Here is a 23183-nt window from a genome sequence, read left to right as displayed (position 1 = left end):
AAACAATAATAAGAAAGGTGCTCTTGGAACCGGGTTTAAATTTGTTCGAATGTTTTCCTATGATAATTCTAGGAATAAACTGTCCAAGATTGTTTCTTACTATTGTTAAGATTGTGGCTACATACTTAGTTCTTATTTGAAAAACCCATCTAATTTAGATTAATAAACTGACATGGGTAACTAGAGAGTGGAGGTGATTCTATTGGGACAATACACTGGCGTATATTACACATTAGCAATTATCTTTTTAGTAGTAATTTCTAATAGGTTTATATTTTGGTGGATAAAAGCCACAATAGTAGCTTATTATTCTGTGATTACTTATATCTTTATCACAACTAAAAATAAAATTGATAAACAATATGAGAATATCCTTCCTGTACCGGACGCTTACTGGGATAAAAATTCAGGTTGGGTTGATACTATGGCTAGTTATTATTTCTGGCCTTTGGTGGTAATTCTTGTTTTTATTTATTTCAAATGGTATACAAGCAGACAAAGCAGAATAGCTAAAGGATGGGTTGTGGTAAGTTTCATTCCATCCACTTTCATTTTTTTATTTTTTACTTTTATGTTTGTGTTTGCATACGGGTACAGACCATAAGGTTTGTACTTTTTTATTGCACAGTTTGCGTCTACTGTACGACTCTCATCAGCTTAGCGATCCAAGGAGAAGAAAAATCTTCTACTTGGAATCTCTTTTGTTCAAAAGAATAAATATTAAGGACTTCAGATTGTGGATTTTCCTGTTTAAGAGGGGAAACAACTTCAAATCCCCTCACTAATAAATCCTTGATAGCTTGTTCTGCTTCATGTTTATGTTGGCGGCGGATAACAACCGGCTGAACCTTAGCCATGAATATCAGCCCCTTCGTTACTTTTTAAATAACCAGACTTAACAAAGATGTTTCTCCAAGCACGATTCAAGCGATCTTTTTCTCTTTTGGCTAGATACTTTTTTAATCGGCGCTTTTGTTTATCCGTCATGTTTTTCCCTCGCTTTTTCAGCTTTATAGATATCCTCCAATTCGCTCAAAGTTAATTCATAAAGTTGTCTGTTATCCGGCGTTTTTAAATATCCCATATTTAAAAGCTCAGATTTATAAAAATCCCTTTGCAGCTCTATCGATTTATTTAATTGATTAGTAGATACAGTACCTATCATAAAAATCCTCATTTCAGTAGTTCTAACTTTTTAAGATCAAAAAGCACCGGTCCTAAGATAATGTTTTGCCTGATAATAAAAATGGTGATATATCCAATTCCCACTGAATTTTTGATCTAAATAAACAATTTCAAAGTTGTATTTTGCTTTGAAAGTATTTAGTCTTCCGAGTAAAGCTAATGGATTATATTTGGATCGATATTTTCCTTTCAGCATTTTTTCATATCCGTTCAAATCCTCCACAATTAAAGTAAAGGGAATGTCTTTAGAACGAATTAATTCATTTTCAAAAGCTGTTTGTGTATCTTTTTGAAGATTTCCTGTAATTTCGTCGATATGAGCTTTACGTTCTACTCGACTGCTTAAATAAATGTCGCGCCCTATTCCCAAATCTGGATTTTTGGGTATCATGCAGCCATAATCACCAGTGTCCAGTTTTTGAATTCTTACTGGGATATCTTTTTGGCGCAAATAATCCAATATATGACCGTTTACATTTTCACGGGTATCAACAACGATCGTTATTGTTTTTAAGATTTTATTTAATTCCGCATCTGAGTAATGGTAGGAAATCAATTTCATTCACCTGCTTTATTTTGCTTTTTGGCATAGTTGACAGCACGTATGTATAATTCTCTAGCCATTTTGTTAGATTCATCATATTCATATTGTCGAAAATCTTCGTAAATATCTTTCCATCCATTTCTAGCAAGTGAACACATCCATTCATCAAATAAAGCAAATGTGCCATTTTCATTGCATAACCAATCATTTAATTTTTCGTTATGCTGCCATCCGCAGATTTGATGAACCATTTTCATAAGAGTGATCTTTTCAGCACTAGCGTTATTCCATGAATTAAACCATTTCTCAATTGCTACGTAATCTCGTTCTGCAACTTCCATCACTTCTGGCGGAATTAATTGTTGATTTTTTATCGCTATCCGGTCATCCGATTCATCAAAATAGATGTTTGCACCCGATTTCCATATTTGGCTTAGGATCATTAGTACTTGCATGGAAATCACTCCTTCGAGTTATTGAAAAATCATGAAGTTATTCAAAAAACAGAAATAGTTATTAAAGAAAAACCCTTTAACCCTAAGAGCCACAAGGGATTGAGACGGAAAGTTATTATTGTTATCGGTATTTGGGTATTACTGCTCCTAATAATACTTATATATTTTTTTATTTTTTTAATTAATAGAAAACCAAATAACTAAAGTAACTAAATAACAATAAAAGTTAACCCAAACCCTTGGTAATACTAGTTTTTCAAAAAGTTATTTAAAGTTATTAAAGCATCAAAACAGTTATTTAATGACCTTAAAAAAGCTGTTTTGTTCAGTTTCAGTAACCTCTTTAGTAACTGGCATTCTTTCTTTCAAGGTAATTCCTGTTAAATACGTTTTATTGCCAGCACCCTTCAATTTACCGAAACCTTTTGTTTCTAACATTCGATAAAATGATCTGTTCCCTAATGTGCGTTCACCTGATTTAAAGCACCAATTGTCATAAACGTTGTATAATTCTTTCGCTTCGATTTTGATTGCTTCATTTTTCGGCTCATCAATGTAACAAATTTCACCCAAGAATGGCGCTAAAATATCCATTTCTTCTTTGTAGTTACCTGTTGCATCTGTTACGACTTTCGGGTCTTGCAGCCCTAACCTCTGCCACTTCAAGCAACCCTCAATCGCCCAATTTAAAACCCCAGACATTTCAAATGACAATTTTTCCTCCAACTTTTTATCACGCTCATGTGGTTTTAGATTTAGAGTAAATGGGATGATTTTTACACGTCTCCAAATACCATCGTCTACTCCTCCAATAATCGGCTTATGATTTGTTGTAAAGAAAACCTTAAATTCTGGAATGAACTCAAAATACTCTTGTCTTAAAAACCGAGCTAAAATTGGTTCTCCACCAGTAATTGTCTTTACAAGAGATTCCTGCAATTTTTCGCCTTCCTCTGACTCTACGGCCGAAACAAACCTTGAATTTACTAACCTGGCGATATCATTATTTGCACCAGTATCTTTTTTCTTAATGAACGTATCTGATTTTGTTTGAGATCCGTAATCGCCCATTAACTTTTTGATTGTATTTACAAATGTCGATTTACCATTTGAGCCATCGCCGACTAAGAAATACATTGATTGCTCTGATATGTCCCCTGTTAGCGAGTAGCCGACAAGCCGTTGCATATATTCAATCAATTCTTTGTCACCCTTAAATATTTGATCTAAGAAATTTGACCAAGTTGGATGTTTGGCATTTTCATTAAATTCAACATTTGAGATTTTCGTTATTCCAAGCTCACGATCATGCGGCTGAAGATACCCAGTTTTCAAATCAATAATTCCATTTTCAACATTTAATAAAAATTTATTTTTGTCGAAATCTTCACGTTCAGCTGGAACAAGTGGCATTAAATCTTTAATGCTATTCATTCGAATATTTCTTCTTTCACACATCCGGGCCCATTTTGATTCTGATTCATCCTCAGATTTATAAAGGCTGCGCAAAACTTTGGCTGTTATGCGCTCAATTTCTTTTTTATTGTCTACCTTCCACCGTTTCCCATCCCATATGAACCAACCTATATCGCTAACGTATTTAATGACATGACCATATTCATATGCAATCCGTTCTGCGTTACCAAGTTCAGTTAAACGGAATTTCTTTTTTGGCTTATCCACTACAACTTCTTTCTCAACATTGTGGAAGTCAAAAGAGAATTCTGCGAATTGTTCCTTGTTATCTAATATTGTTGTAGAGGTGGCAGAAATGGCTGTTGCTATCGTTCGTTCGCCATACGTTTCATTTGTATCTCTAAAATGGATAACATCCCATTTATCACGCATAAGAGCTGATTCACGAAACATAGTATCCATTCGTGTTGCGGATTTGCCAGTCCAAAATGCAAGGTGATTACATAGGGATAGATCACTGGCAGAATGATCGTTATTTATCAGATTCCCATTGAATAATGAACGTATTTCATCTCCGTTTTTGCTTCGGAAGATTCTCCCCCATAAAGCATCGTTTGTAATAGTGATTTCGTCTTTCTCAAATTCAGCTAAGTTGACCCGGCCTTGGATATCACTGTCATCGAAATATTGCTCAAATACTTCAGCAATTTCATCTGTACGCTCATATACGTCGTTGGAATTTTCACGATTACCAGTGAAACTGAAGTAACGCCCATATGAGTAAATTTCTAAACCGTGTTTAGTGTTCTTTCGTCCGGTCCCTAAAACAGTTTGTGGTAAGTTCCCTTTAATAATGATGTGGACTCCTGTACCAGAAGGAGAGAACTCCGTATAACTGTCTAACGTATCGATAATTTCAGTTGAAAGGGTATTAGTCTTTCCATCCACAACACACTTATCGATATCGATTCCGATGTAATTGTCCTGCCGGCTAAATACAAACCCTATGCCGTCATAGTCGCCTTCTAAGTAGAATTTGACTGCTGTTGCAAATGTTGACCAAGTACGTCTATTATTCGCCTGGGCCATATCTCCATTTACTTGATATGGCACCTTTGTTGGTTTGTTATTTCGCGTTTCTGATCTCCACAAAAGCCATTGAGGAAGGGCTTTTAATTCGGCAGGGATTTCGTTGAAATTGTATGGATTGTCTTTCATTTTGCCCTCCGATTACTTGTTATTCTCCTAAATAATCTTCAATATCTGCTCCTAATGAATTACAAGCTCGTTGTAACGCTTCGCGCAGTTTTTGGTTTTCTATTTGTAAGTCTTCGTGTTCCCCCATTAAAGCAATCAACATTTTTGAACCAGGTGGGTTATCAACCCAATCCTCTCCATCACGTAAAAATTTCACATTATATGCTTCTGTTAAAACCACATTGTATTTTCCATTTTCAACAGAAATATTGTAAATAAGATCCATCATTTTCCCTCTTTTCACTGTTTTTGGGTATAAAAAAGAGAAGCTAGTACAATACCAACTTCTATATTAAGTTTTTTAGAATGGTAGATCATCGTCACCAATATTAATTGTCGGCCCTGCTTGTTGTGGAGGACTAACCTTAGATGCATCAAAGAATCTAGCTTTAGCATATTTTTTTGATTTATCTTTTTTATCTTCTTGATGCTTAACTGTAATAACCAAATTTTTATTAAAAAGCTGTTTTGCCATATCATCAGCATCTTTAAATGTAAATCCATTTGGGAAGCCGCATGCTTTGATTAGACTGTTGACGCGTTTAATGTTGTTTTCTTTATACTCAGGATCATCATTGTGGAAATATAAAGTGTTATACAAGATTTTTGCACCCTGATGAGCTTGTGGGACATCTGAACGCACCTCAAAGTCTAGATTTAATGTTGGGTGGCCCTGGAAATCTTGTGCATTTGCATTAATAATGATTGCCTCGTATTTACCTTCTGCTACTAACTCAAATCCTGTGCTTACGTTTTCTTCATCAAATTTAAAGAATGACATTATTTATTTCCCCCTGTTTTCTCATTTATGGATGACATTAATAATTCTTCTTGCACGCAGCCTTTACGATCATCAAGATGATTCTTAGCAAATATGCTCTGGTTACCTTCCAACATAAATCCGCGGGTCCCGTCTGCTTTCCTAATTAATCGAGCGACAACATGAACAATCCCCATTACGTGATTAACGATTTTATCCCGAATATCAGGAATGAATTGGTTATATTGCTGCCCATCATCTTGGATAATGCTGCGAGTAGTTTCCCAGGCAGTGTAAATGACGTTGGCATCTAATCCATTGAATGTTTCAATAACCTTAAGCAAATGGTTGTCGAATAAAGCGTAATCTTTTAATTCTGGCATTCCACTTTTTGTTTTTTCTCCCTTACTCATCAACCAAAGCTTTTGATAATGTGTGAGATTGTCCACAAAAATGTTATCGTAATTAGCGATATTGGCTTTTGCATGGGCATAAAAATCTAAAATGCTTTGGTGAGGATCGCTCGAGTCAATCTTGGCAACATCGACATTTGAGTAGCCTTGTAACACTTGGCTTGTACCGTCAATATCGAGAACCAATGTCTTACCAGGTAACAATCCGGAAACTGTTGTTTTACCATCGCCAGGCTTTGAATAAATGATGACTTTTGCTTTTTCGCTTTTTTTAATTGCAGATCCATTGGTAGTTTGCATTTTCAAACCCCCTTCCTATTCTTTAGAATCTATTTCAGCAGCTTTATTTTGTAGACTCTCTAACATTTCAGGGATATTAAGCCGCTGAATAATATCAAAAGATAACTGTTCTTTAAGATTGTTTTCAAGCGCTTTAACGATTGTTTCCTCTGCATCTTTTCTTGCAGTTTGAATCATTGTACTAACTTTAGACGTAAGCTCTTTTGCAAGATAATTTTCAATAAAATATTCACTGATGGACAACTTTCTATCACTTGAATACTTAGCTTCCCTACCATCTCCATCAAGTGTTTTTTCTGTAAGATACCGTTCATATCTAATGCCAATGAACTCGCTTATCGGAATTAGCTTTACTTCAGATCCCCAACTATTTTCTTTGTATGGTATTTTCAAATCATCAATTTTCTTTTCAAGAGCGCCGTAAATGAAACTATCAACAACCTCATTTGCTTTTTCCTCAGCTTCACGCTCGATTTTCGCTAAGATTTTTTGTTCTGCTTTTTGAATCAATCTATCCTGCAAACCACTGATAACTTCACTCTTAATTAAATCATCGAGATTATCTCCTTCATCCAACCAATTAACATCTAATTCGATTTTTACGATTGCCATATTATTAAACCTCCACACTATAAGAGATAGATTCTGGTTTTACGATTACACCAGGTACAATCTGGCCGTTCTCATCTACAACAACCTTTTCACCACTGATTTCCACGATCTTCAATGACTTCTTCAAGTCAGCCCATTTCACACTATTCTTGATGAATTCATCCATTTCGTTTTCAATCACGTATTGCAGGATTACTTCCTCATCCGCCTTATCCGGTGCCTCCTTCGACTTACGGGTCTTAGATTTGCCATAAGGTGTGCTGATAGTTTTAGCCTTGGGATCATCAGCCAATTGCTGAGCGTGATATAAGGTAATAAGTGATTCGAAAAAACTGGTGCTGTTCGTAATGGATGAAAGTTCACCTTTCTCCCATTCGGCAATACGATCACGTTCCACGTTTGCCAGCTGCTTAATTTCCTTCTCTTTTGACTTAAGAGCAGAAAGTTTACGAAATGCCCAATTTAGGCTGTTGATGTCCGTAATCTCAAAATTAGTTTCCTGTGATTGGATTTCCTCAACTTCCATAAGCTCGATTTGTTGTAATAAATTCATTGGTTTTCCTCCTTCAAATTGTTTTCAAGCGTTTCATATATTTCAATTAAGTCATCATAGAAATGACTTCCGCCAAGAGCCGGTTCATGTTTTTCAAGCAGGTTATAGAGACTCTCTAATTTAGGATTAGCAGGACTAAAAACAGTATTTTTCTTTGTTTCGAAATACATTTATTTGTCCTCCTGTTGCATTTTTGGTTTAAAGATGTATAGAATGTTTATAAGCGTTTGTACATTTTTTTCTGGACTCCTGTCTGCAAACAGGGGTCTATTTTAATTGGGTGTTGTCGAGGGATATTCATACTTCACACCGACTACAGGCAATTGTATTTCTGTGATAAGCTCGTCCTTGCGGTTAAACAATTTAAATACTCCATCATGCTCGATAATGTCATCCACAGTTTGTCCGCCGAATTCTTTACCTACCGTAAAGGTATAAATAAATGGGTGGGTAGCTTCAGCAACTACATCAAATGATTTGATTGTTTTTTCCAATTGAGTCACCTCCCTTTATAGGTCCAAATCAATGTCTTCAAGACCTGTCCAATATTCATCACCCATATTGTCTGATACACGAATTTCAGTACCAGTTGGATATTCCTTTGCATCCACAATTGTTAATTTACGAGTAACTGATCCAGTTTTACCTATAAGATCAGTTCTTGTTTTAGCTTCCATTTCCAATTAATTCACCTCCTTTTATCTCCTTTCTGCTAAAATACTGGTAGAAAGGTAGGTGATAATATTGTTAACCTACAAAGAATGGTTATTATTATTTAAAGGTGTTAAATTGCCTATAGGTGATATTGCTATCGAAGTCGAATTAGATAATGAATTCCCAAATACCAAGGATTACAAAGTCCTTCATGAATTCGTTAAATTCAACTACTCTGATAGCTTTATGAGAGTTTTTGAATACAGTTTCAAAATGTATTACGAAAGTACTCAGAAAAACGTTTAATACTCATGGTACTTTCTACGACCGGTAATTACGTCTGCTAGACCATCTTGACCAATAACATTTCTTTCTTTTAATCTTTGAGATGCTTCGTTCACGACTGCCGTCAACAGTTCTGAACGTCGTATCTCGCTAACATCACACTCTCGCATACCATTAGCTACTGCATATTCAACAGCTTGCTCAAATGCTTGCATTAGATGTGCAAATACGTCTTTTTCTTCCACATTCATCACCCCTATTTTTTTGACTCCTTACATAAGCACGATAAATTTCCATGAAACGGTCTACCTCAGTCATTGCTAACCATTCTTTAGAATTGATTTTCAACTTCCTCACCCCTAAACTTGGTATAATATCCCTATGAAGGGAGCTGTTAAAAATTAAATGAATCTTTCTATTTACTTAAAGCTTTGGATTGCATCTACTTTTGGAAAAGTTAAGATAAAACCGAATTACAAACACTTGGAATTTTTGAAAGATAGTCTCTACATCATTCCTAAATTAGACGATAAAGCTCCACCTTCTCCCGAACCTGGACCATACCTTAAAGATTGGTATGATATAACTAGCAAAGGCAAAGAGTCTATGTGGGGGAAAGCTGAACTTATACATACAAAGTGGCTTTCATGGATTGCTATTGGTATTAGTCTTATATCATTAGCCTTTAGCATCTACACGCATTTAACGAAATGAAGCAACATAAGGACGAATGTGCCTAATGCAAAAAGCAATGCACCCAGAGAAAAATATAAATTCCTATTAGTTGCTTTTATTCTTCTGTCTAATTCTTCCTCTGAAATCCAAATTCCAGAGGATTCTTTTTTAAGACCTGACATCCTGCTCACCTCCCCTCAGGTATTTATGCCAAAAACCTTTCAGCAATTTCTGCATTGTGGGTAAAAGAGAAAGCCGGTTAGGCTTTTTTATGATTTTGATAATTTGTTTTTCACTTCTTTTGCGTGTTCTGGGCATACGTCGCAATCTGCCCATATCCTAACTGCACAATTTGCACAAATTTTTTTGACACAGGTAACTGTGATTTCCCTGAAATTTGCACTGGTTATGATTCCTGTACCTGTTGCAAAATCACACAGACGGATGTGTTCATGTTTATTACATATTTCACAAAGCTGATTATCCATATCTACTCTGATTGACCTCCCTTCAATCTCCCTGCGGTCAATGAGCTGCCGCACATGCATCCTCCTATTAACAACACCAAAGCTAATAACCGTTAACCATAACTTTGCTAAATTGATAAATAAATAAACCTGACTATCTAGTTTCAATCCATAACAACAAAAATTCCTTAGCTTCCTTAGCTGGAAAATACCACTTGCCCCCGATCTTTCTTTTAGGGAAGTCTGAATTAAAGAAGAACTCTTTTTGTATTGTGTTCCAAGACATACAAGTTCTTCTTTCCAGTTCTCTAGAGTCCCAAAAGACAAGTTCAGCATCAATTTCTTTCAATCTTTCTTTAATTTTTTCAAGGTAAATTTTTTTGAATTCAATTTCATTGATTTGAACGTTTAAAATATAATCACCTCATTCCAATCGTTCCTTTTTAGGAACGTCAACTTCAAAAAAAAACTTTGTAGGTATTGCATAATATTCAGAAAGTAACCTTGCTTCCCGTAATGAAAAGTCCCCTCCTGTACCATTTAACTTTTGGTTTATAGCACTTTGGCTCTTTTTAAGTAAGACACCAAGCTCCTTTTGAGAAATATTGTTTTCCACCAAGTATGCTTTTATTTTTCTATAGGGTTGATGTCTGCGAGAGGTGCCTACATTTATATTTGCCATTTTTTCACCTCGCTCTCAAATCGTTCCTTTTTAGGAACATTTTTAGTATAGGTTATTAAATTTTATATGTCAATGAATAATATTCCTTTTAAGGAACAAACACTTAGAATATATTGCATTAAAGGAACTAATAAGTTAGTATATTAGATATGAATAATATAGGTGAAGGGGATTTTAATTTATGTACTCATTTGGATCTATCCTTAAAAAATTGCGGACATCTAAAAAGATAAGTATTGAACAGTTAGCGAAACAAATTAATGAAAGGTATGAAACAACGATTAGCAAAAGCATGATTTCTAGGTACGAAAATAATTTAGCAGAACCAAAAATGGATATAATCCGGATTTTCGCTGATTTTTTTAATGCATCACCTGAATACATCATGGGCATAAAAGAAGAGGATCCTACTATACAAATCAAAAAAAATAGCAAGGCAATTGAAACTATAGCTGCTCATTTGGATGGAAAAGAAGTTACAGAAGAGAAAATGAAGGACGTTTTAAAATATATTGATTTTATCTTTCAAGATGATAACAAATAAGAGGAGTGCTACTTGATGCATTATCATAAATTACTTACGGAATATGCAGAGATTCCAGTGAAAGAAATAGAACTTCAATATGGCTTTAGAGGGTTATACAGGAACGGACATATCATAATTGATAAACTCCAAACAAATGTACAAAAAAGGTGCGTTCTGGCAGAAGAATTAGGGCATCATTTTAAAACGGTTGGAAATATTATTGATCAAACCAAGCTAAATAACGTTAGACAAGAGAAAATAGCTAGGCGGTGGGCTTACAACAAACTTATACCTTTGCCCTGCTTTGTTGAAGCTTATGAATATGGTTGTTCAAACCGCTTTGAAATTTCTGAATTTTTAAATGTTACTGAGGAGTTTTTACAAGAAGCTTTAGAGAGATATATTGAAAAATACGGCACTTATATTTATCACAAAAATCTTATCATTCAGTTCAATCCACTCAATATTTTTGAAAAGAGGGAGAAAAGATATGGCTAAATATTATAAATACAAAAAGAAAGGCCAAAACAAAGATTTTTGGGAATATCGAATTTACTTTCATGATCCATTAACAAGAAAGACTAAAGAAAAATCTAAAAAAGGATTTGAAAGTAAAAAAGAAGCCCAACTAGCCGCAGAAGAAATGGAAGGAATGATTCGTGAAGGGTTTGAAATAACACCTGAATCATTAAAGACGTATTTGAATGCCTGGTTAAACGAATATAAACGGGGTACAGTAGCTAAAAATACATTTGAAATACACAAGCGTAACGTTGAAAATCATATCATTCCATACTTTAAAAACATATTACTTAAAAATATAAAGCCGATAATGTATCAAAAATTCATTAATGAGCTAACAGAAAAGAAATATAGTAAAAGAACAGTAGAAATTATACACGGTACCATGTACAATGCATTAGAAAAGGCCCGATTGTTGGGGAAAATCAAAATGAATCCTTGCTCTGGAGTTACAATTAAAGGTGAACATAAAATCAGCGAATTAAAATTTATCGAGTCGGAACACATCTCTAGCTTTTTAAAAGCAGCCCATGAGTATGGCTATATTTATTGGATATTTTTTAAAGTACTAATTGAAACTGGTTTACGTAAAGGTGAAGCAGCTGCCTTACAATGGACAGACATTGACCTTAAAGAAAAAAGAATTATTATTAATAAATCCCTTGATTTTCAAGAAGCAAGTAAGGATCAAAGTAAAATCTTTGGCAATGTTAAAACGTATCATTCAAAACGTGTAATTACAATTAGTCAGTCCCTTGCAAATGATTTACTTTATCATAAGAAGTATCAAAACCAAAACAAATTAGCATTGCAAGAAGATTACTACTATGACCTAAATTTAATACTATGCAGAAATGATGGAAACTACATGCCGAAATCAAGCCTTTTTAATTCATTTACTCGTATCTTAAAAAAAGCTGAGCTTCCCCCCCTACCTATTCACTCTACTCGTCATACGCATGCAGTATTACAATTAGAGGCTGGCGCAAGTATGAAATACATCCAAGAGCGTTTAGGACATGGCAGTATGCAAATCACGGCAGATGTATACTCTCATATTAGTAAAAAAATTGAACATGACACAATGGATAAATACGAGGCGTATATGAAAAATGTCCTTGAATAATTTTTTTGAATTTTTCTCGGGCATTTATCGGGCAGATACTAAATGCCAACATTTTTTTGAAAGAATGCCCGAAACAAAAAAACCCTGACACCAGAGGTGCCAAGGCTTTAAAGCTATTAATACATGGACATATATTGTTCGCGTTCCCATGGGTGGACTTGCGTGCGGAACATATCCCATTCGATTTCTTTTGCTTCGATGAAGTGTTCAAGCAGGTGTTCGCCTAACGCATCTTTGATGACTGGATCGGCTTTCAATGTTTCCAATGCAGCATATAAAGTGGCCGGAAGGTCAACGATGCCTACTTCTTCACGCTCTTCTTTGTTCATGACATAGATATTGCGGTCAACCGGAGCTGGAGGAGTCAGGTCGTTCTTGATTCCGTCAAGACCAGCTTTTAGCAGGACAGCAAGTGCCAGGTATGGGTTTGCTGCTGGGTCGACACTGCGTACCTCTACGCGCGTGCTCACTCCACGTGAAGCCGGGATACGGATTAACGGGCTGCGGTTTTTAGCGGACCATGCAACATAGCAAGGCGCTTCGTAGCCAGGTACTAGACGTTTGTATGAGTTAACAGTTGGGTTCGTTACCGCTGTGAAGCTTGGAGCATGCTTGATGATCCCTGCGATAAATTGCTCAGCTGTTTTGCTTAATTCCAATTTGCCTGATTTATCATAGAATGCGTTTTCGTTGCCTTTGAATAGGGAAACGTTACAGTGCATTCCAGATCCGTTAACACCGAATAATGGTTTCGGCATGAATGTGGCGTGCAAGCCATGTTTGCGGGCAATCGTTTTAACAACAAGTTTGAATGTTTGTATGTTATCACAAGCTGAAATGGCATCGGCATATTTAAAATCGATTTCATGTTGTCCTGGAGCTACTTCATGGTGGGATGCTTCAATTTCAAATCCCATTTCTTCAAGCTCAAGAACGATATCACGACGGCAGTTTTCCCCTAAGTCCGTAGGTGCAAGGTCAAAGTATCCGCCTTTATCATTCAATTCCAGAGTAGGCTCCCCAGCTGCGTCCAGTTTAAATAAGAAGAATTCTGGTTCAGGTCCTAGATTGAAATCCGTGAAGCCCATTTCTCTAGCTTCAGCAAGAACACGTTTTAAGTTTGCACGGGGATCCCCATCGAAAGGTGTTCCATCGGTATTGTAAATGTCACAAATCAAGCGTGCCACTTTGCCTTTTTCGGAAGTCCAAGGGAAGATGACCCATGTATTTAAATCAGGATATAGATACATATCGGATTCTTCGATACGTACGAATCCTTCAATGGAAGATCCGTCAAACATCATTTTATTATCAAGCGCTTTTTCCAATTGACTGACCGGGATTTCAACATTTTTAATTGTCCCTAAAATGTCAGTAAACTGTAAACGAATGTACTTAACATTTTCTTCTTTCGCTAAACGAGTGATGTCTTCACGTGTGAACTTTGCCAATTTTTATTCCCCCTAATAATCATTCATAATCATATTTTTTATTGGAAAAAACGGGACATATCCCCTTGCCGAAGAGACGTTCGGTGCTTGCTTCCTTGTAAGAGCTCGGCACGCAGAAGCTTGCGAAGCTCCTCGTCACTAAGGTCATGTCTTATTTTTTCCGCTTGTTCTAAATCTTGTGTCTTGGGTAAATTCTGTTCCTTTACAGTGAAAATCTTTTTGATGCCGGCCAGATTGACTCCTTGTTCGATTAAATCCTTAATCTCAAGCAGTCGATCGATGTCATTCAAAGAAAAAACCCGACGATTTCCATCTGTTCTCATAGGAGTAATTAATTGATGCTCTTCGTAATACCGAATTTGGCGTGCAGACAACTCAGTTAGCTGCATGACGATTCCGATGGAAAAAAGAGGCATCGAACGCCGAATGTTGTTGCCGCTCATTCTTAGCATCCTCCTTTAGCTTATCTTAATCTTATCTTATATTATGTTATTAAACTTGTCAAGATGATGTTACATTTCATGACATGTTTTAAACAAAAAGTGGCTTTCCAAAACTGAACAAATATTATGACTATTGATTTTTGCAGGAATCCAATCACTTGGATTCCTGTTAAGCGCATATCTCTATTTATAATTGGATCAGTTTTTTGTCCATCAGCGCATTCACTGCAGTCAATACAGCGATTTTCACATGGGCATACGTCAATCCGCCCTGGACATAGGCTACATATGGAGCCCTTGTCGGCCCATCCGCGGTAAGCTCGATGCTGGCACCTTGGATGAAGGTCCCTGCAGCCATGATGACATCGTCTTCATAGCCCGGCATATAGGCAGGATATGGCGTCACATGGGAATTGATCGGTGAGGCATATTGGATTGCCTGACAAAAGGCGACCATCTTATCACGATCATCGAATTGGACTGATTGAATCAAATCGGTGCGCTTTGCATCCCATTTCGGATAAGTGTTCATCCCGACTTTCCCCAACAATGCAGATGTGAAAATCGCCCCTTTAACAGCTTGTCCAACGACATGCGGCGCAAGGAAGAACCCTTGGTACATCTCCTGCAGGCTATAAAGCGATGCACCTGCTTCGGCTCCTATTCCCGGAGACGTCAATCGGTAGGAGCAAGCTTCAACTAAATCTTTTTTACCTACAATGTAGCCACCGGTCTTCACTATCCCGCCACCTGGGTTCTTGATCAGTGACCCTGCCATCAAATCCGCTCCGACATGACATGGTTCCTGCGTTTCCACAAATTCACCGTAGCAATTGTCAACGAATACAACGATTTCCGGATTGATCTCTTTTACGACCGAAATCATTTCCTTGATTTCAGCAATCGTAAAGGATGGGCGTGTCGCATATCCCTTCGAACGTTGAATGCCGATCATCTTCGTATGCGGTTGAATGGCTTGTTTGACAGCCTCGAAATCAACGCTTCCAGATCGCGACAACGGAACGGAGTTGTAGCTTATTTGAAAATCCCGCAATGAACCGATACCGGTTCCCCTAATGCCGACAATCTCTTCCAACGTGTCATATGGCTTTCCGGTTATGTATAATAACTCATCGCCTGGGCGCAGGATGCCGAAAAGGGCAGTTGAAATGGCATGTGTGCCAGAAATGATTTGGGAACGCACCAATCCTGCTTCCGCCCCAAACACTTCGGCATAAATCAATTCCAACGTATCGCGCCCTATATCATCGTAGCCATAACCCGTCGTAGGGATGAAATGGGAATCACTCACTTTATGTGCTTGGTAACTTTGCAATACACGAAATTGATTTTCTTCAATTCGTTCGTCCACTTGCTTATGTAATGGAGAAATCATTGCTTCCACTTCTTTGGCAATGTTTTGCAACATTTCTCCGTTCGTTAACTGCTGATACATCAAAATTCCCCTTTATAACGAATATTTCTCTAGCTGCCCTGTCAATGGATGATCAGCTAGACAAAAACCTTTGCATTCATATCTTTCCGAGTCTTCATTAAAGGAGAGAGTGCGCAAGATGGTTTCATTTTTCAGCTGTGATAATAGTTTACCCTCACTCGAAGGGAGAAAAACATAATAAGGAACCATTTCCTCAATCACGTACTTTTCAATTTCTTCCATGATTTGATTCAAATCCGATTGTTCATAGGCACTGACCAATAATGAAGGGTGGCTGGACGTTCTTACAAAATCGGCGTGGGTCCTGTCTTTCTTATTATACAATGTTAGTTGTGGAATGGAAGGGACTTCTAAGTCATTTAGCAAATCCTGCACCGTTTTCTGATGGTTAAAATAATCTGAACTTGAGGAATCGACCACATGCAGCAATAAATCCGCTTCTTTCAATTCTTCCAGCGTCGAGCGGAATGCTGCGATTAGGGAGGTCGGCAAATCCTGGATAAAGCCGACCGTATCCGTCAAGAGCACGGTGAAGCCGCTTGGCAGGATCGCCTTTCTCGTCATGGGATCAAGAGTCGCGAACAGCTGGTTTTCCTCGAAGGAATCCGCCTCCGTCAGGCGGTTGAACAATGTCGATTTACCCGCATTCGTATAACCGACAAGGGCGATTTGAAAAGCCTTGTTCCTTTTTCTTCTGTCGCGATAGCGTTCACGATGCTTCACTATTCCACTTAATTGTTGCTTGATTTCATCAATTTTCCCGCGGATATGGCGACGATCGCTTTCCAGTTTCGTTTCTCCCGGGCCCCTCGTGCCAATTCCGCCTCCAAGCCTGGACAATGCCGTCCCCTGTCCAACCAAACGCGGTAATAGGTATTGGAGCTGAGCCAATTCAACTTGAAGCTTCCCTTCCCTGGAACGTGCGCGTTGCGCAAATATATCGAGGATAAGCTGTGTCCGGTCAATGATTCTTGCTTCTAGCTGTTTGGAAAGGTTTCGGATCTGACTCGGGGATAATTCATCGTTGAAGATGAATAAATCCGGCTCCAGCTCTTCTTCAAGGTTCCGAAGCTCCTCCACTTTTCCTTTTCCTATATATGTAGCCGGATCGATGCTTGTCCTTTTTTGGGTGATGGTCATCAGCACCTCGCCATTCGCCGTCTTCGCCAACGAGGCCAATTCATCAAGTGAATATTCGAAACGTTCATTTTCCTCCGTTGTCTGACACCCTATCAACACGGCCTTTTCCTTCATCATTTCTTCCAAAAACGCCCACCACCTATATTAAGATTTCAGTTTATCATAACAAAAAAAATGAACAGATAAAACTTTACGGAAAACAAAGCTTTACCCGTTTTAAAAATTTCGATAACATGCTAAAATCAAATTTGACTTTACCATCAAAATAGAAAAGACATAGAGGGAACATGCAAATGACATGGGAAGTATTAAGTTTCATAGGTACGATTGCTTTTGCCATTAGCGGCACCATCATCGCCATGGAAGAAGAGTATGATATTTTAGGAGTGTACATTTTAGGAATCATAACCGCGTTTGGCGGAGGTGCAATCAGGAACCTGCTGATAGGCGTCCCCGTTTCAACCTTATGGGACCAAAGCTTCTATTTCATCATCGCTTTACTATCCATTACCATCGTTTTTGTTTTTCCTACCATCCTATCGAAACACTGGGACAGATGGGGGAACTTCAGTGATGCCATTGGACTTTCAGCCTTCGCCATCCAAGGGGCGATGTATGCGGTAGAATTAAACCATCCAATTAGCGCCATCATTGTATCAGCGGCATTAACCGGATGCGGCGGCGGAATTGTCCGTGATGTGTTGGCCGGCCGGAAACCATTGGTCTTCAGAAAAGAAATTTACGTAGTTTGGGCCATCATTGCAGGCATGGCATTAGGAAGCGGTGTATTGTCCCAGGCATGGCAGCTATATACGCTCTTTGCGATCATTACCATTTTACGCGTCCTATCCTACACCTACAATTGGCACCTTCCCAATAAAAAATGGGTGCCGAAAACATAAATTTGAAAAGCCCGCCATATCCGCGGGCTTTTCTATGTGAATCATTCTTTCTCATCATCTTCAAAAATCAAGTCTTGGCCGGTAAGGGTCAGTAAATCCGTTCTTTCGAAGGAATCCTCCAGCAAAAGCCGCATCGCCTGTGCCCTGATCGACTTTTCAATCACGTTGCGTATATAGCGGCCGTTAGAAAATGAAATAGAGCTGCGATATGATCGCAGGATGATCAAGTGTTCCTTTAATTTCCTTTCAGCCTCACGATTCATGATATATTCACGCTCCTGCAGCATCCGGTCGGCTATTTCCATCAATTGATCGATCGTATAATCCGGAAAATCAACTACGAGCGGAAACCTGGAATGAAGGCCGGGGTTAAGGCTGAGGAAATAATCCATTTCCCGTGAATACCCGGCAAGAATCAAAATGAATTCGTGCTGGCGATCCTCCATATGTTTGACAAGGGTATCAATGGCCTCTTTCCCAAAGTCCTTTTCGCCGCCCCTTCCCAAGGAATATGCCTCATCGATGAATAAGATCCCGCCAATCGCTTTCTTTATTAAATCCCTCGTTTTTTGGGCAGTATGACCGATATACTCTCCAACTAAATCCGCCCTCTCCGCTTCGATTAAATGCCCTTTTGAGAGTACATTCATTTTTTGAAACAACTTCCCGATTAAACGCGCAACCGTTGTTTTTCCCGTTCCGGGATTTCCTTTGAACATCATATGCAATGCTTGACGGCCAGTCTTCATTCCTTTAGCCTCGCGCTGTTTGTTGATATAGATCCACGCATATATTTCTTTGATCATCCGTTTCATTTCTTCCATCCCGACCAGCGATTTCAGCTCCTCTTCGATTTCCCTCAGGGCTGCATGCTGGTGAGGTATTTCCTGTACCAAAATTTCTTTTATCGGCAGATCCTTTTGTAGCGTTTTTCTATTTTCCGCATTAAACACGATATTGATTTGCCCGTTATTTTTCATACGGATCGGTTGTTCCAATGCATTCACCTCTCCATCTTGGACCCTTGACTCCACGATTGCATTCTATTTCCGATTTATGATGGGAATGCTTATGTAACATAAGCCGAAACTTTCCCCCGTCGGGAAATTCCCTTATTTCTTTTCGTGAATTCAGAAAATGCCAGGGTAAAATGCCAGCTTTCCTTTTCAACGGTGCATGATCACGACTGAATTCTTCCATTGAAACTATATTCCGACAAACTTCCTTCCAATTCGCCCGTTTAAACGGGGAATTGTCAATTCCTGCGGTTTCCCGGAAAATAATCGTCCCTAGATATATATTCAAAACACGTACGTAACATTATCGATTATTTGAAAAAACGAGCAGTGCATACAAAAAAAACAGGCCGCCATTAGCGAAACCTGTTTTTCACATCCTTATATATATGACTATTCCTTCACTTCGTAATCAATTTGAACATTACGTTGTGGAGCGAATGTAGAAATGGCATGTTTATAGACCAATTGCTGCTTGCCTTCCGATTCAAATAATACCGTAAAATTATCAAACCCTTTAACTTGCCCCCTGATCTGGAACCCATTCAATAAAAATACCGTTACATAGGTGCCGTCTTTTCGTAATTGGTTAAGAAATTGATCCTGGATATTTACTGATTGTTTCATGTATTAGTCCTCCTCTTTTCTCTCTAAATTTATGTATTCGCCTTCGTTGAAAAGCTTTCCTGCTATAAATCCAGATATTTCATGTATTTTTTTCGGAAATCCCTCTAGATCGGTCATATTAAACCAGATGACATCCATCTTATTCCTGAACCAAGTCAATTGCCTTTTTGCATATCGACGGGAATTTTGCTTTAAAGTCTCGACCGCCTCATCCACTGAAGCCCTTCCATCAAAATAATCATAAATCTCTTTATAGCCTATGGCCTGAATGGATTGGCAATCCTTCAAACCTTGATCATAAAACGACTGAACCTCATGAATCAGCCCTTCATCTACCATTCCATCAACTCGTTGATCGATACGCTGATATAATTTTTCACGTTCCATCGTCAAGCCGATGATGCACGTCTCATATTTCAATTCCGTCGGCTGATCATCGAGCTGCTCGCTCATCGTTTTACCTGTGCAATGAAAAATCTCAAGTGCCCTGATTACACGCCTTACATTATTAGGGTGAATCCGCTTCGCACTCTCAGGATCAACCTTCCGTAATTGGTCAAAAACCGGATCGATTCCTGACTCTCTTATTTGTTTTTCCAAACCTTCTCGATATTCTAGGTCGGACGGGGCTTCTGAAAACTGATAATCATAAATCACCGATTGTATGTATAATCCTGTTCCGCCAACGATAATAGGGAGCTTCCCCCTGCCATGGATATCCTCGATGCAAGCATTTGCATGCTCCTGAAACTCTGCGGCACTAAAAGGTTCATCCGGCTCCTTGATATCAAGTAAATAATGAGGAACGCCTTCCATTTCCTCCATCTTGATCTTTGCAGTTCCTATGTCCATGCCTTTATATACCTGCATGGAATCGCCGCTGATAATTTCACCATTAAATAACTTTGCCATCTCAATGCTCATTTTTGTCTTGCCAACAGCAGTCGGTCCAATGATAACGAGAAGCTTTCCTTTTTGTTGTTTCACATTCTCACTGCCTTATATGATTTTTTCCCTATCTTAACATAATCTCGTTGAAAGCAGCTAAACATCTACCCATTCTGTCCATTTCCCATTGTTTTATTCATTCCTCCTTCCTGTGAAGTCTGTTCAAGAGGCATTTATAAAATGGAGCCCTTCCATATAGCTGGAGTTTAAGCGGAATCTAGGGGGATTCTTTGAATGAAGACACAAAAAAGGATGATTACGCTACATCAGCAATCATCCTTTTTCGGCATGGTGCACAGACCTGCCTTCTTAATCCATTCAGATCGGTCTCCCATTCACTGGTATCATCATCAATACGGAAGTTTCCTTCTCATTCGATTGCACCAGGATCTCTCCATCATATCTGTTCACCAAGTCTTTTACGATGAATAAACCTTGACCGCGAACCTTGCCCTTTTGGGGCTTTTTGGTTGAAAATCCGCTAATGAATATATTTTCCTGATCGAAGGGCGCTATCATAGGCCCGGTGTTCGTGATCCTAAAGGTATACTTTTCCTCATCAGCTATGCAGGCAATGTTCATTCGGCGCTCATTCTCTGGCAATTCAACCGTTGCTTCAATCGCATTATCGATGACATTTGATAATAATTTAATCAAATCGATCGTTTTCACCCTGTTAAACGAGTTAGGTGAAACATCGATTTCAATATCGATGTTATAATTTTGGGCCGAGAGTTTTTTTGTCTCCAACAGTACAGACAGGCCCGGATGACTTACATCCAGCTTCATCGATTCGAGGGAATGGACCTCTTTTGATAGACCTGTTAAATAATCGAGGGCTTTATCATTCTCCTTCAATTTAAGGAGACCATGTATAACCTGAATATGATTGGAAAAGTCATGCCTTAATGAACGAACTGAAGCTATGAGCGATTGAAATTCCGATTGATACGTATCCTCCGTATCCCCGACTTCACGCGTCAGTTCTTTTTGATACCACTTTTGAACGACAAAAAAGGTAACCAGCAGCATGATAACAAAGCCTCCATTATAAACGAGGATGGCAATACTGCTTCTTAATACCTTTCCATTAATGGAGTTTATATTCTCGGCACTTACATCGATCCCTAAAAACCCTATGATGGAGCCAGCTTTATTTTTGATTGGCACTCCCACAGTCAAATAATCGCCATACTCCGGATCATCCAGTATCCCGGTAATGAAGCTTTTGCCTTGATAGGCCTGTCTGACCTGCTTTGGAGGGACGGTACACACTCCGCCTATGGGAAAATCCCCTTTATGATCTTTAGAAAATCCTGTAATCATAGCTTTTGACACTTTCGGATTATCGACCATGATGGTGTAAACATACAAAGCCCCGATTTTTTCTCTTGCATCTTCTAAGTACGCTTTAATATCCTTATATTCCCGGCTCTTTACTTGGTTATCGAGAAATCGCTCATAGGCCTCTACATCCATGGAGTCGGCAATGGATCTGGCAGCTACCAAGTTTTGATTTGCAACTGATTTTTGAACAGAATTTTTAATGCTTAAATAAGTAGAAAACATATTCAGAAGAATGAAAGCGATTAATAATAGGATGGTCAAATAAAAAAATGCCCTTAACTTTTTATTTTTCATAGATTTAAACGTACCTCGTCTCTAGCAGTTAAAAGTTAACGAACCTATTCTGAGTTTACTATATACAGGAACAAACATATAGAGAAATATCCACGTCTCACTTCAACAGCAGGTAAATAAAACTATAAGTTTTGAAATAACTAACAAAATACCCACATCTTTTTTGGTTCTTTAACTTTTTTACATGCTAATCTAAGCGGAATGTCTATATTAATTATTTCCATTAAAATATGTTATTTCCAAACGAATATAATTTTACTATATATTTATTTTAAAAAGGAAAAAAAGAAGAAAATTAATTATATATTTTTCTTTTCAAATATATAATTTTACCCTTTAGATGGAAATATTTCAATATTTTCTCTTTACATCCCATCAAAATTAACGTTTTTCTTCTCGATTGCAACACCAATTCGCAATAAAATATTCATAAAATAGCAATAGGTCATTTGGACCGATATCACGCGGCCTTTAATGAGCACGAAAGAAGTTTCCATTTAACAGAAAATAAAGAAATCCTTATTTAAAATGTCACATATTCCCTTTCAAAAACCATAGACATCGTTTTCTTTCGCAATCCCGTTTCCCACTTCTTTCACTTAGCTTGTAAATTCCAATAAAAAACCTTGAAAGGTCTAAGCCAATCAAGGGGTTCATTATAATTTAGATTTCTTCCGGGATTTTCAATCCTTCGATAAAGGATTGAAAACTCTCGGCAATTTTATAAATATTTTCATCCTGGCTTGAAGGATCCGAATACCAACCTTGATCCCAGAAGTATATTCCCTTTTCCTCTTCGTTATTTATCAGCAAGATCTTGCCGGCACACGTATCATTACCAATGATGATGCAATTTTTATGTAAATCATCTTTATTCTCTTCGTGCCATTTCCGTAAATCCAGCCCTTTATCCTCAAGATCTAATCCGTAGAGAACATTCAAGCAAACGAGGGTATCCAATGTATCTACATAAAACTTGCTGTTTTGCACCTCAGATATGCCGCCATTATACTTAAGGAGGAATTGTTTATAATCTGCAGGAATTTCAAATCCGACAAATTCCTGAAAACCATCCACTGCCTCTTGTGTCGCTTTTCCATATCCAGTAATATTCACCATTCTACCAA

At 38.0% G+C, this 23183-nt stretch carries 33 protein-coding genes; 7 read left to right on the top strand and 26 right to left on the bottom strand.

Translation table 11 applies throughout. The features are described 5' to 3' along the window. Nucleotides 1–202: 202 nt before the first annotated feature. On the top strand, nucleotides 203–604 hold the full coding sequence (locus tag MHI53_RS09215) for a hypothetical protein (protein WP_340373271.1): 402 nt from the start codon (nucleotides 203–205) through the stop codon (nucleotides 602–604). Nucleotides 605–635: 31 nt separating this feature from the next. Here MHI53_RS09215 and MHI53_RS09210 read toward each other — a convergent pair whose 3' ends face one another. The 14 genes from MHI53_RS09210 to MHI53_RS09145 form a co-directional block, all read right to left on the bottom strand. Beyond that, nucleotides 636–857, bottom strand: a complete 222-nt coding sequence (locus MHI53_RS09210; protein ID WP_340373270.1) for a hypothetical protein — start codon at nucleotides 855–857, stop codon at nucleotides 636–638. Beyond that, nucleotides 850–987, bottom strand: a complete 138-nt coding sequence (locus tag MHI53_RS09205) for a DUF3983 domain-containing protein (protein WP_340373269.1) — start codon at nucleotides 985–987, stop codon at nucleotides 850–852. The genes MHI53_RS09210 and MHI53_RS09205 overlap by 8 nt, the downstream gene beginning before the upstream one ends. Then, the gene (locus tag MHI53_RS09200) at nucleotides 977–1165 is read right to left on the bottom strand and encodes a Fur-regulated basic protein FbpA (protein WP_340373268.1); all 189 of its coding nucleotides are present in this window, start codon (nucleotides 1163–1165) and stop codon (nucleotides 977–979) included. The genes MHI53_RS09205 and MHI53_RS09200 overlap by 11 nt, the downstream gene beginning before the upstream one ends. A 36-nt stretch (nucleotides 1166–1201) precedes the next feature. Continuing rightward, nucleotides 1202–1741, bottom strand: coding sequence for an ERCC4 domain-containing protein (locus MHI53_RS09195; RefSeq protein ID WP_340373267.1), 540 nt, complete (start codon nucleotides 1739–1741; stop codon nucleotides 1202–1204). Nucleotides 1742–1743: 2 nt separating this feature from the next. Beyond that, the gene (locus MHI53_RS09190) at nucleotides 1744–2184 is read right to left on the bottom strand and encodes a hypothetical protein (protein WP_340373266.1); all 441 of its coding nucleotides are present in this window, start codon (nucleotides 2182–2184) and stop codon (nucleotides 1744–1746) included. Between the two features lie 294 nt (nucleotides 2185–2478). Then, on the bottom strand, nucleotides 2479–4818 hold the full coding sequence (locus MHI53_RS09185) for a phage/plasmid primase, P4 family (RefSeq protein ID WP_340373265.1): 2340 nt from the start codon (nucleotides 4816–4818) through the stop codon (nucleotides 2479–2481). Nucleotides 4819–4837: 19 nt separating this feature from the next. Next, nucleotides 4838–5083 (bottom strand): hypothetical protein, encoded by a 246-nt coding sequence (locus MHI53_RS09180; protein ID WP_340373264.1) that lies wholly within the window; start codon nucleotides 5081–5083, stop codon nucleotides 4838–4840. Between the two features lie 75 nt (nucleotides 5084–5158). Further along, the gene (locus MHI53_RS09175) at nucleotides 5159–5638 is read right to left on the bottom strand and encodes a DUF669 domain-containing protein (protein ID WP_340373263.1); all 480 of its coding nucleotides are present in this window, start codon (nucleotides 5636–5638) and stop codon (nucleotides 5159–5161) included. After that, nucleotides 5638–6330 (bottom strand): AAA family ATPase, encoded by a 693-nt coding sequence (locus MHI53_RS09170; RefSeq protein WP_340373262.1) that lies wholly within the window; start codon nucleotides 6328–6330, stop codon nucleotides 5638–5640. The genes MHI53_RS09175 and MHI53_RS09170 overlap by 1 nt, the downstream gene beginning before the upstream one ends. A gap of 15 nt (nucleotides 6331–6345) precedes the next feature. Next, the gene (locus MHI53_RS09165; protein WP_340373261.1) at nucleotides 6346–6942 is read right to left on the bottom strand and encodes a hypothetical protein; all 597 of its coding nucleotides are present in this window, start codon (nucleotides 6940–6942) and stop codon (nucleotides 6346–6348) included. Nucleotides 6943–6946: 4 nt separating this feature from the next. Beyond that, nucleotides 6947–7495 (bottom strand): host-nuclease inhibitor Gam family protein, encoded by a 549-nt coding sequence (locus MHI53_RS09160; protein WP_340373260.1) that lies wholly within the window; start codon nucleotides 7493–7495, stop codon nucleotides 6947–6949. Beyond that, nucleotides 7492–7665, bottom strand: a complete 174-nt coding sequence (locus tag MHI53_RS09155; RefSeq protein ID WP_340373259.1) for a hypothetical protein — start codon at nucleotides 7663–7665, stop codon at nucleotides 7492–7494. The genes MHI53_RS09160 and MHI53_RS09155 overlap by 4 nt, the downstream gene beginning before the upstream one ends. 102 nt (nucleotides 7666–7767) lie before the next feature. Further along, nucleotides 7768–7989 (bottom strand): hypothetical protein, encoded by a 222-nt coding sequence (locus tag MHI53_RS09150; RefSeq protein WP_340373258.1) that lies wholly within the window; start codon nucleotides 7987–7989, stop codon nucleotides 7768–7770. Nucleotides 7990–8004: 15 nt separating this feature from the next. Continuing rightward, nucleotides 8005–8178: a hypothetical protein gene (locus MHI53_RS09145; RefSeq protein ID WP_340373728.1), complete on the bottom strand. Its 174-nt coding sequence runs from the start codon at nucleotides 8176–8178 to the stop codon at nucleotides 8005–8007. A gap of 52 nt (nucleotides 8179–8230) precedes the next feature. On the opposite strand from MHI53_RS09145, the gene MHI53_RS09140 reads away from it, so the two are divergent. Further along, the gene (locus tag MHI53_RS09140) at nucleotides 8231–8455 is read left to right on the top strand and encodes a YozE family protein (RefSeq protein ID WP_340373257.1); all 225 of its coding nucleotides are present in this window, start codon (nucleotides 8231–8233) and stop codon (nucleotides 8453–8455) included. Here MHI53_RS09140 and MHI53_RS09135 read toward each other — a convergent pair. After that, a complete protein-coding gene (locus tag MHI53_RS09135) occupies nucleotides 8452–8679 on the bottom strand; it encodes a hypothetical protein (RefSeq protein WP_340373256.1) in 228 nt (75 codons plus the stop codon). The two genes, MHI53_RS09140 and MHI53_RS09135, sit on opposite strands and share 4 nt — an antisense overlap. A gap of 160 nt (nucleotides 8680–8839) precedes the next feature. Here MHI53_RS09135 and MHI53_RS09130 point away from each other — a divergent pair, with 160 nt between their 5' ends. Beyond that, entirely contained in the window at nucleotides 8840–9148 is a 309-nt protein-coding gene (locus tag MHI53_RS09130; RefSeq protein ID WP_340373255.1) for a hypothetical protein, read from the top strand. A gap of 582 nt (nucleotides 9149–9730) precedes the next feature. Here MHI53_RS09130 and MHI53_RS09125 read toward each other — a convergent pair. Both MHI53_RS09125 and MHI53_RS09120 read right to left on the bottom strand, forming a co-directional pair. Then, complete coding sequence (locus MHI53_RS09125; protein WP_340373663.1) at nucleotides 9731–9991, bottom strand: group-specific protein; 261 nt, start codon at nucleotides 9989–9991, stop codon at nucleotides 9731–9733. A 9-nt stretch (nucleotides 9992–10000) separates the two neighbouring features. Then, nucleotides 10001–10258: a helix-turn-helix transcriptional regulator gene (locus MHI53_RS09120; RefSeq protein ID WP_340373254.1), complete on the bottom strand. Its 258-nt coding sequence runs from the start codon at nucleotides 10256–10258 to the stop codon at nucleotides 10001–10003. A 181-nt stretch (nucleotides 10259–10439) separates the two neighbouring features. Between MHI53_RS09120 and MHI53_RS09115 the strand changes: the two genes are divergently transcribed. The 3 genes from MHI53_RS09115 to MHI53_RS09105 are packed head-to-tail and all read left to right on the top strand — an operon-like array spanning nucleotide 10440 to nucleotide 12432. Beyond that, entirely contained in the window at nucleotides 10440–10802 is a 363-nt protein-coding gene (locus tag MHI53_RS09115; RefSeq protein WP_340373253.1) for a helix-turn-helix transcriptional regulator, read from the top strand. A 15-nt stretch (nucleotides 10803–10817) separates the two neighbouring features. Beyond that, nucleotides 10818–11282, top strand: a complete 465-nt coding sequence (locus tag MHI53_RS09110; protein ID WP_340373252.1) for an ImmA/IrrE family metallo-endopeptidase — start codon at nucleotides 10818–10820, stop codon at nucleotides 11280–11282. Beyond that, a complete protein-coding gene (locus tag MHI53_RS09105) occupies nucleotides 11275–12432 on the top strand; it encodes a site-specific integrase (protein ID WP_340373251.1) in 1158 nt (385 codons plus the stop codon). The genes MHI53_RS09110 and MHI53_RS09105 overlap by 8 nt, the downstream gene beginning before the upstream one ends. A 116-nt stretch (nucleotides 12433–12548) precedes the next feature. On the opposite strand, the gene glnA is transcribed toward MHI53_RS09105, so the two are convergent. From glnA to hflX, 4 genes are all read right to left on the bottom strand, one after another. Continuing rightward, nucleotides 12549–13883, bottom strand: a complete 1335-nt coding sequence (gene glnA / locus MHI53_RS09100; RefSeq protein WP_340373250.1) for a type I glutamate--ammonia ligase — start codon at nucleotides 13881–13883, stop codon at nucleotides 12549–12551. A gap of 38 nt (nucleotides 13884–13921) precedes the next feature. Further along, nucleotides 13922–14326, bottom strand: coding sequence for a MerR family transcriptional regulator (locus MHI53_RS09095; RefSeq protein WP_061142355.1), 405 nt, complete (start codon nucleotides 14324–14326; stop codon nucleotides 13922–13924). A 187-nt stretch (nucleotides 14327–14513) separates the two neighbouring features. Then, nucleotides 14514–15782 (bottom strand): methionine gamma-lyase family protein, encoded by a 1269-nt coding sequence (locus tag MHI53_RS09090; protein WP_340373249.1) that lies wholly within the window; start codon nucleotides 15780–15782, stop codon nucleotides 14514–14516. A 12-nt stretch (nucleotides 15783–15794) separates the two neighbouring features. Further along, nucleotides 15795–17039, bottom strand: a complete 1245-nt coding sequence (gene hflX / locus MHI53_RS09085) for a GTPase HflX (RefSeq protein ID WP_061142363.1) — start codon at nucleotides 17037–17039, stop codon at nucleotides 15795–15797. A gap of 176 nt (nucleotides 17040–17215) precedes the next feature. On the opposite strand from hflX, the gene MHI53_RS09080 reads away from it, so the two are divergent. Further along, nucleotides 17216–17824, top strand: coding sequence for a trimeric intracellular cation channel family protein (locus MHI53_RS09080; RefSeq protein ID WP_061142357.1), 609 nt, complete (start codon nucleotides 17216–17218; stop codon nucleotides 17822–17824). Nucleotides 17825–17865: 41 nt separating this feature from the next. Here the strand turns inward: MHI53_RS09080 and spoVK are convergent, their stop codons facing one another. The 5 genes from spoVK to MHI53_RS09055 form a co-directional block, all read right to left on the bottom strand. After that, nucleotides 17866–18822: a stage V sporulation protein K gene (gene spoVK, locus MHI53_RS09075; RefSeq protein ID WP_061142358.1), complete on the bottom strand. Its 957-nt coding sequence runs from the start codon at nucleotides 18820–18822 to the stop codon at nucleotides 17866–17868. Nucleotides 18823–19233: 411 nt separating this feature from the next. Next, on the bottom strand, nucleotides 19234–19467 hold the full coding sequence (gene hfq, locus MHI53_RS09070; RefSeq protein WP_034313436.1) for an RNA chaperone Hfq: 234 nt from the start codon (nucleotides 19465–19467) through the stop codon (nucleotides 19234–19236). Nucleotides 19468–19470: 3 nt separating this feature from the next. Further along, nucleotides 19471–20454, bottom strand: a complete 984-nt coding sequence (miaA, locus tag MHI53_RS09065; protein ID WP_340373248.1) for a tRNA (adenosine(37)-N6)-dimethylallyltransferase MiaA — start codon at nucleotides 20452–20454, stop codon at nucleotides 19471–19473. Nucleotides 20455–20733: 279 nt separating this feature from the next. Further along, nucleotides 20734–22056: a GHKL domain-containing protein gene (locus tag MHI53_RS09060; RefSeq protein ID WP_340373247.1), complete on the bottom strand. Its 1323-nt coding sequence runs from the start codon at nucleotides 22054–22056 to the stop codon at nucleotides 20734–20736. Nucleotides 22057–22719: 663 nt separating this feature from the next. After that, on the bottom strand, nucleotides 22720–23175 hold the full coding sequence (locus MHI53_RS09055) for an SMI1/KNR4 family protein (protein WP_061142361.1): 456 nt from the start codon (nucleotides 23173–23175) through the stop codon (nucleotides 22720–22722). Nucleotides 23176–23183 lie beyond the last annotated feature (8 nt).

It is taken from the genome of Peribacillus sp. FSL E2-0218 (assembly GCF_037992945.1).
Taxonomy (GTDB): domain Bacteria; phylum Bacillota; class Bacilli; order Bacillales; family DSM-1321; genus Peribacillus; species Peribacillus simplex_B.
Note: the sequence above shows the minus strand (reverse complement) of the source record. Positions and strands in the feature narration are given on the sequence as shown.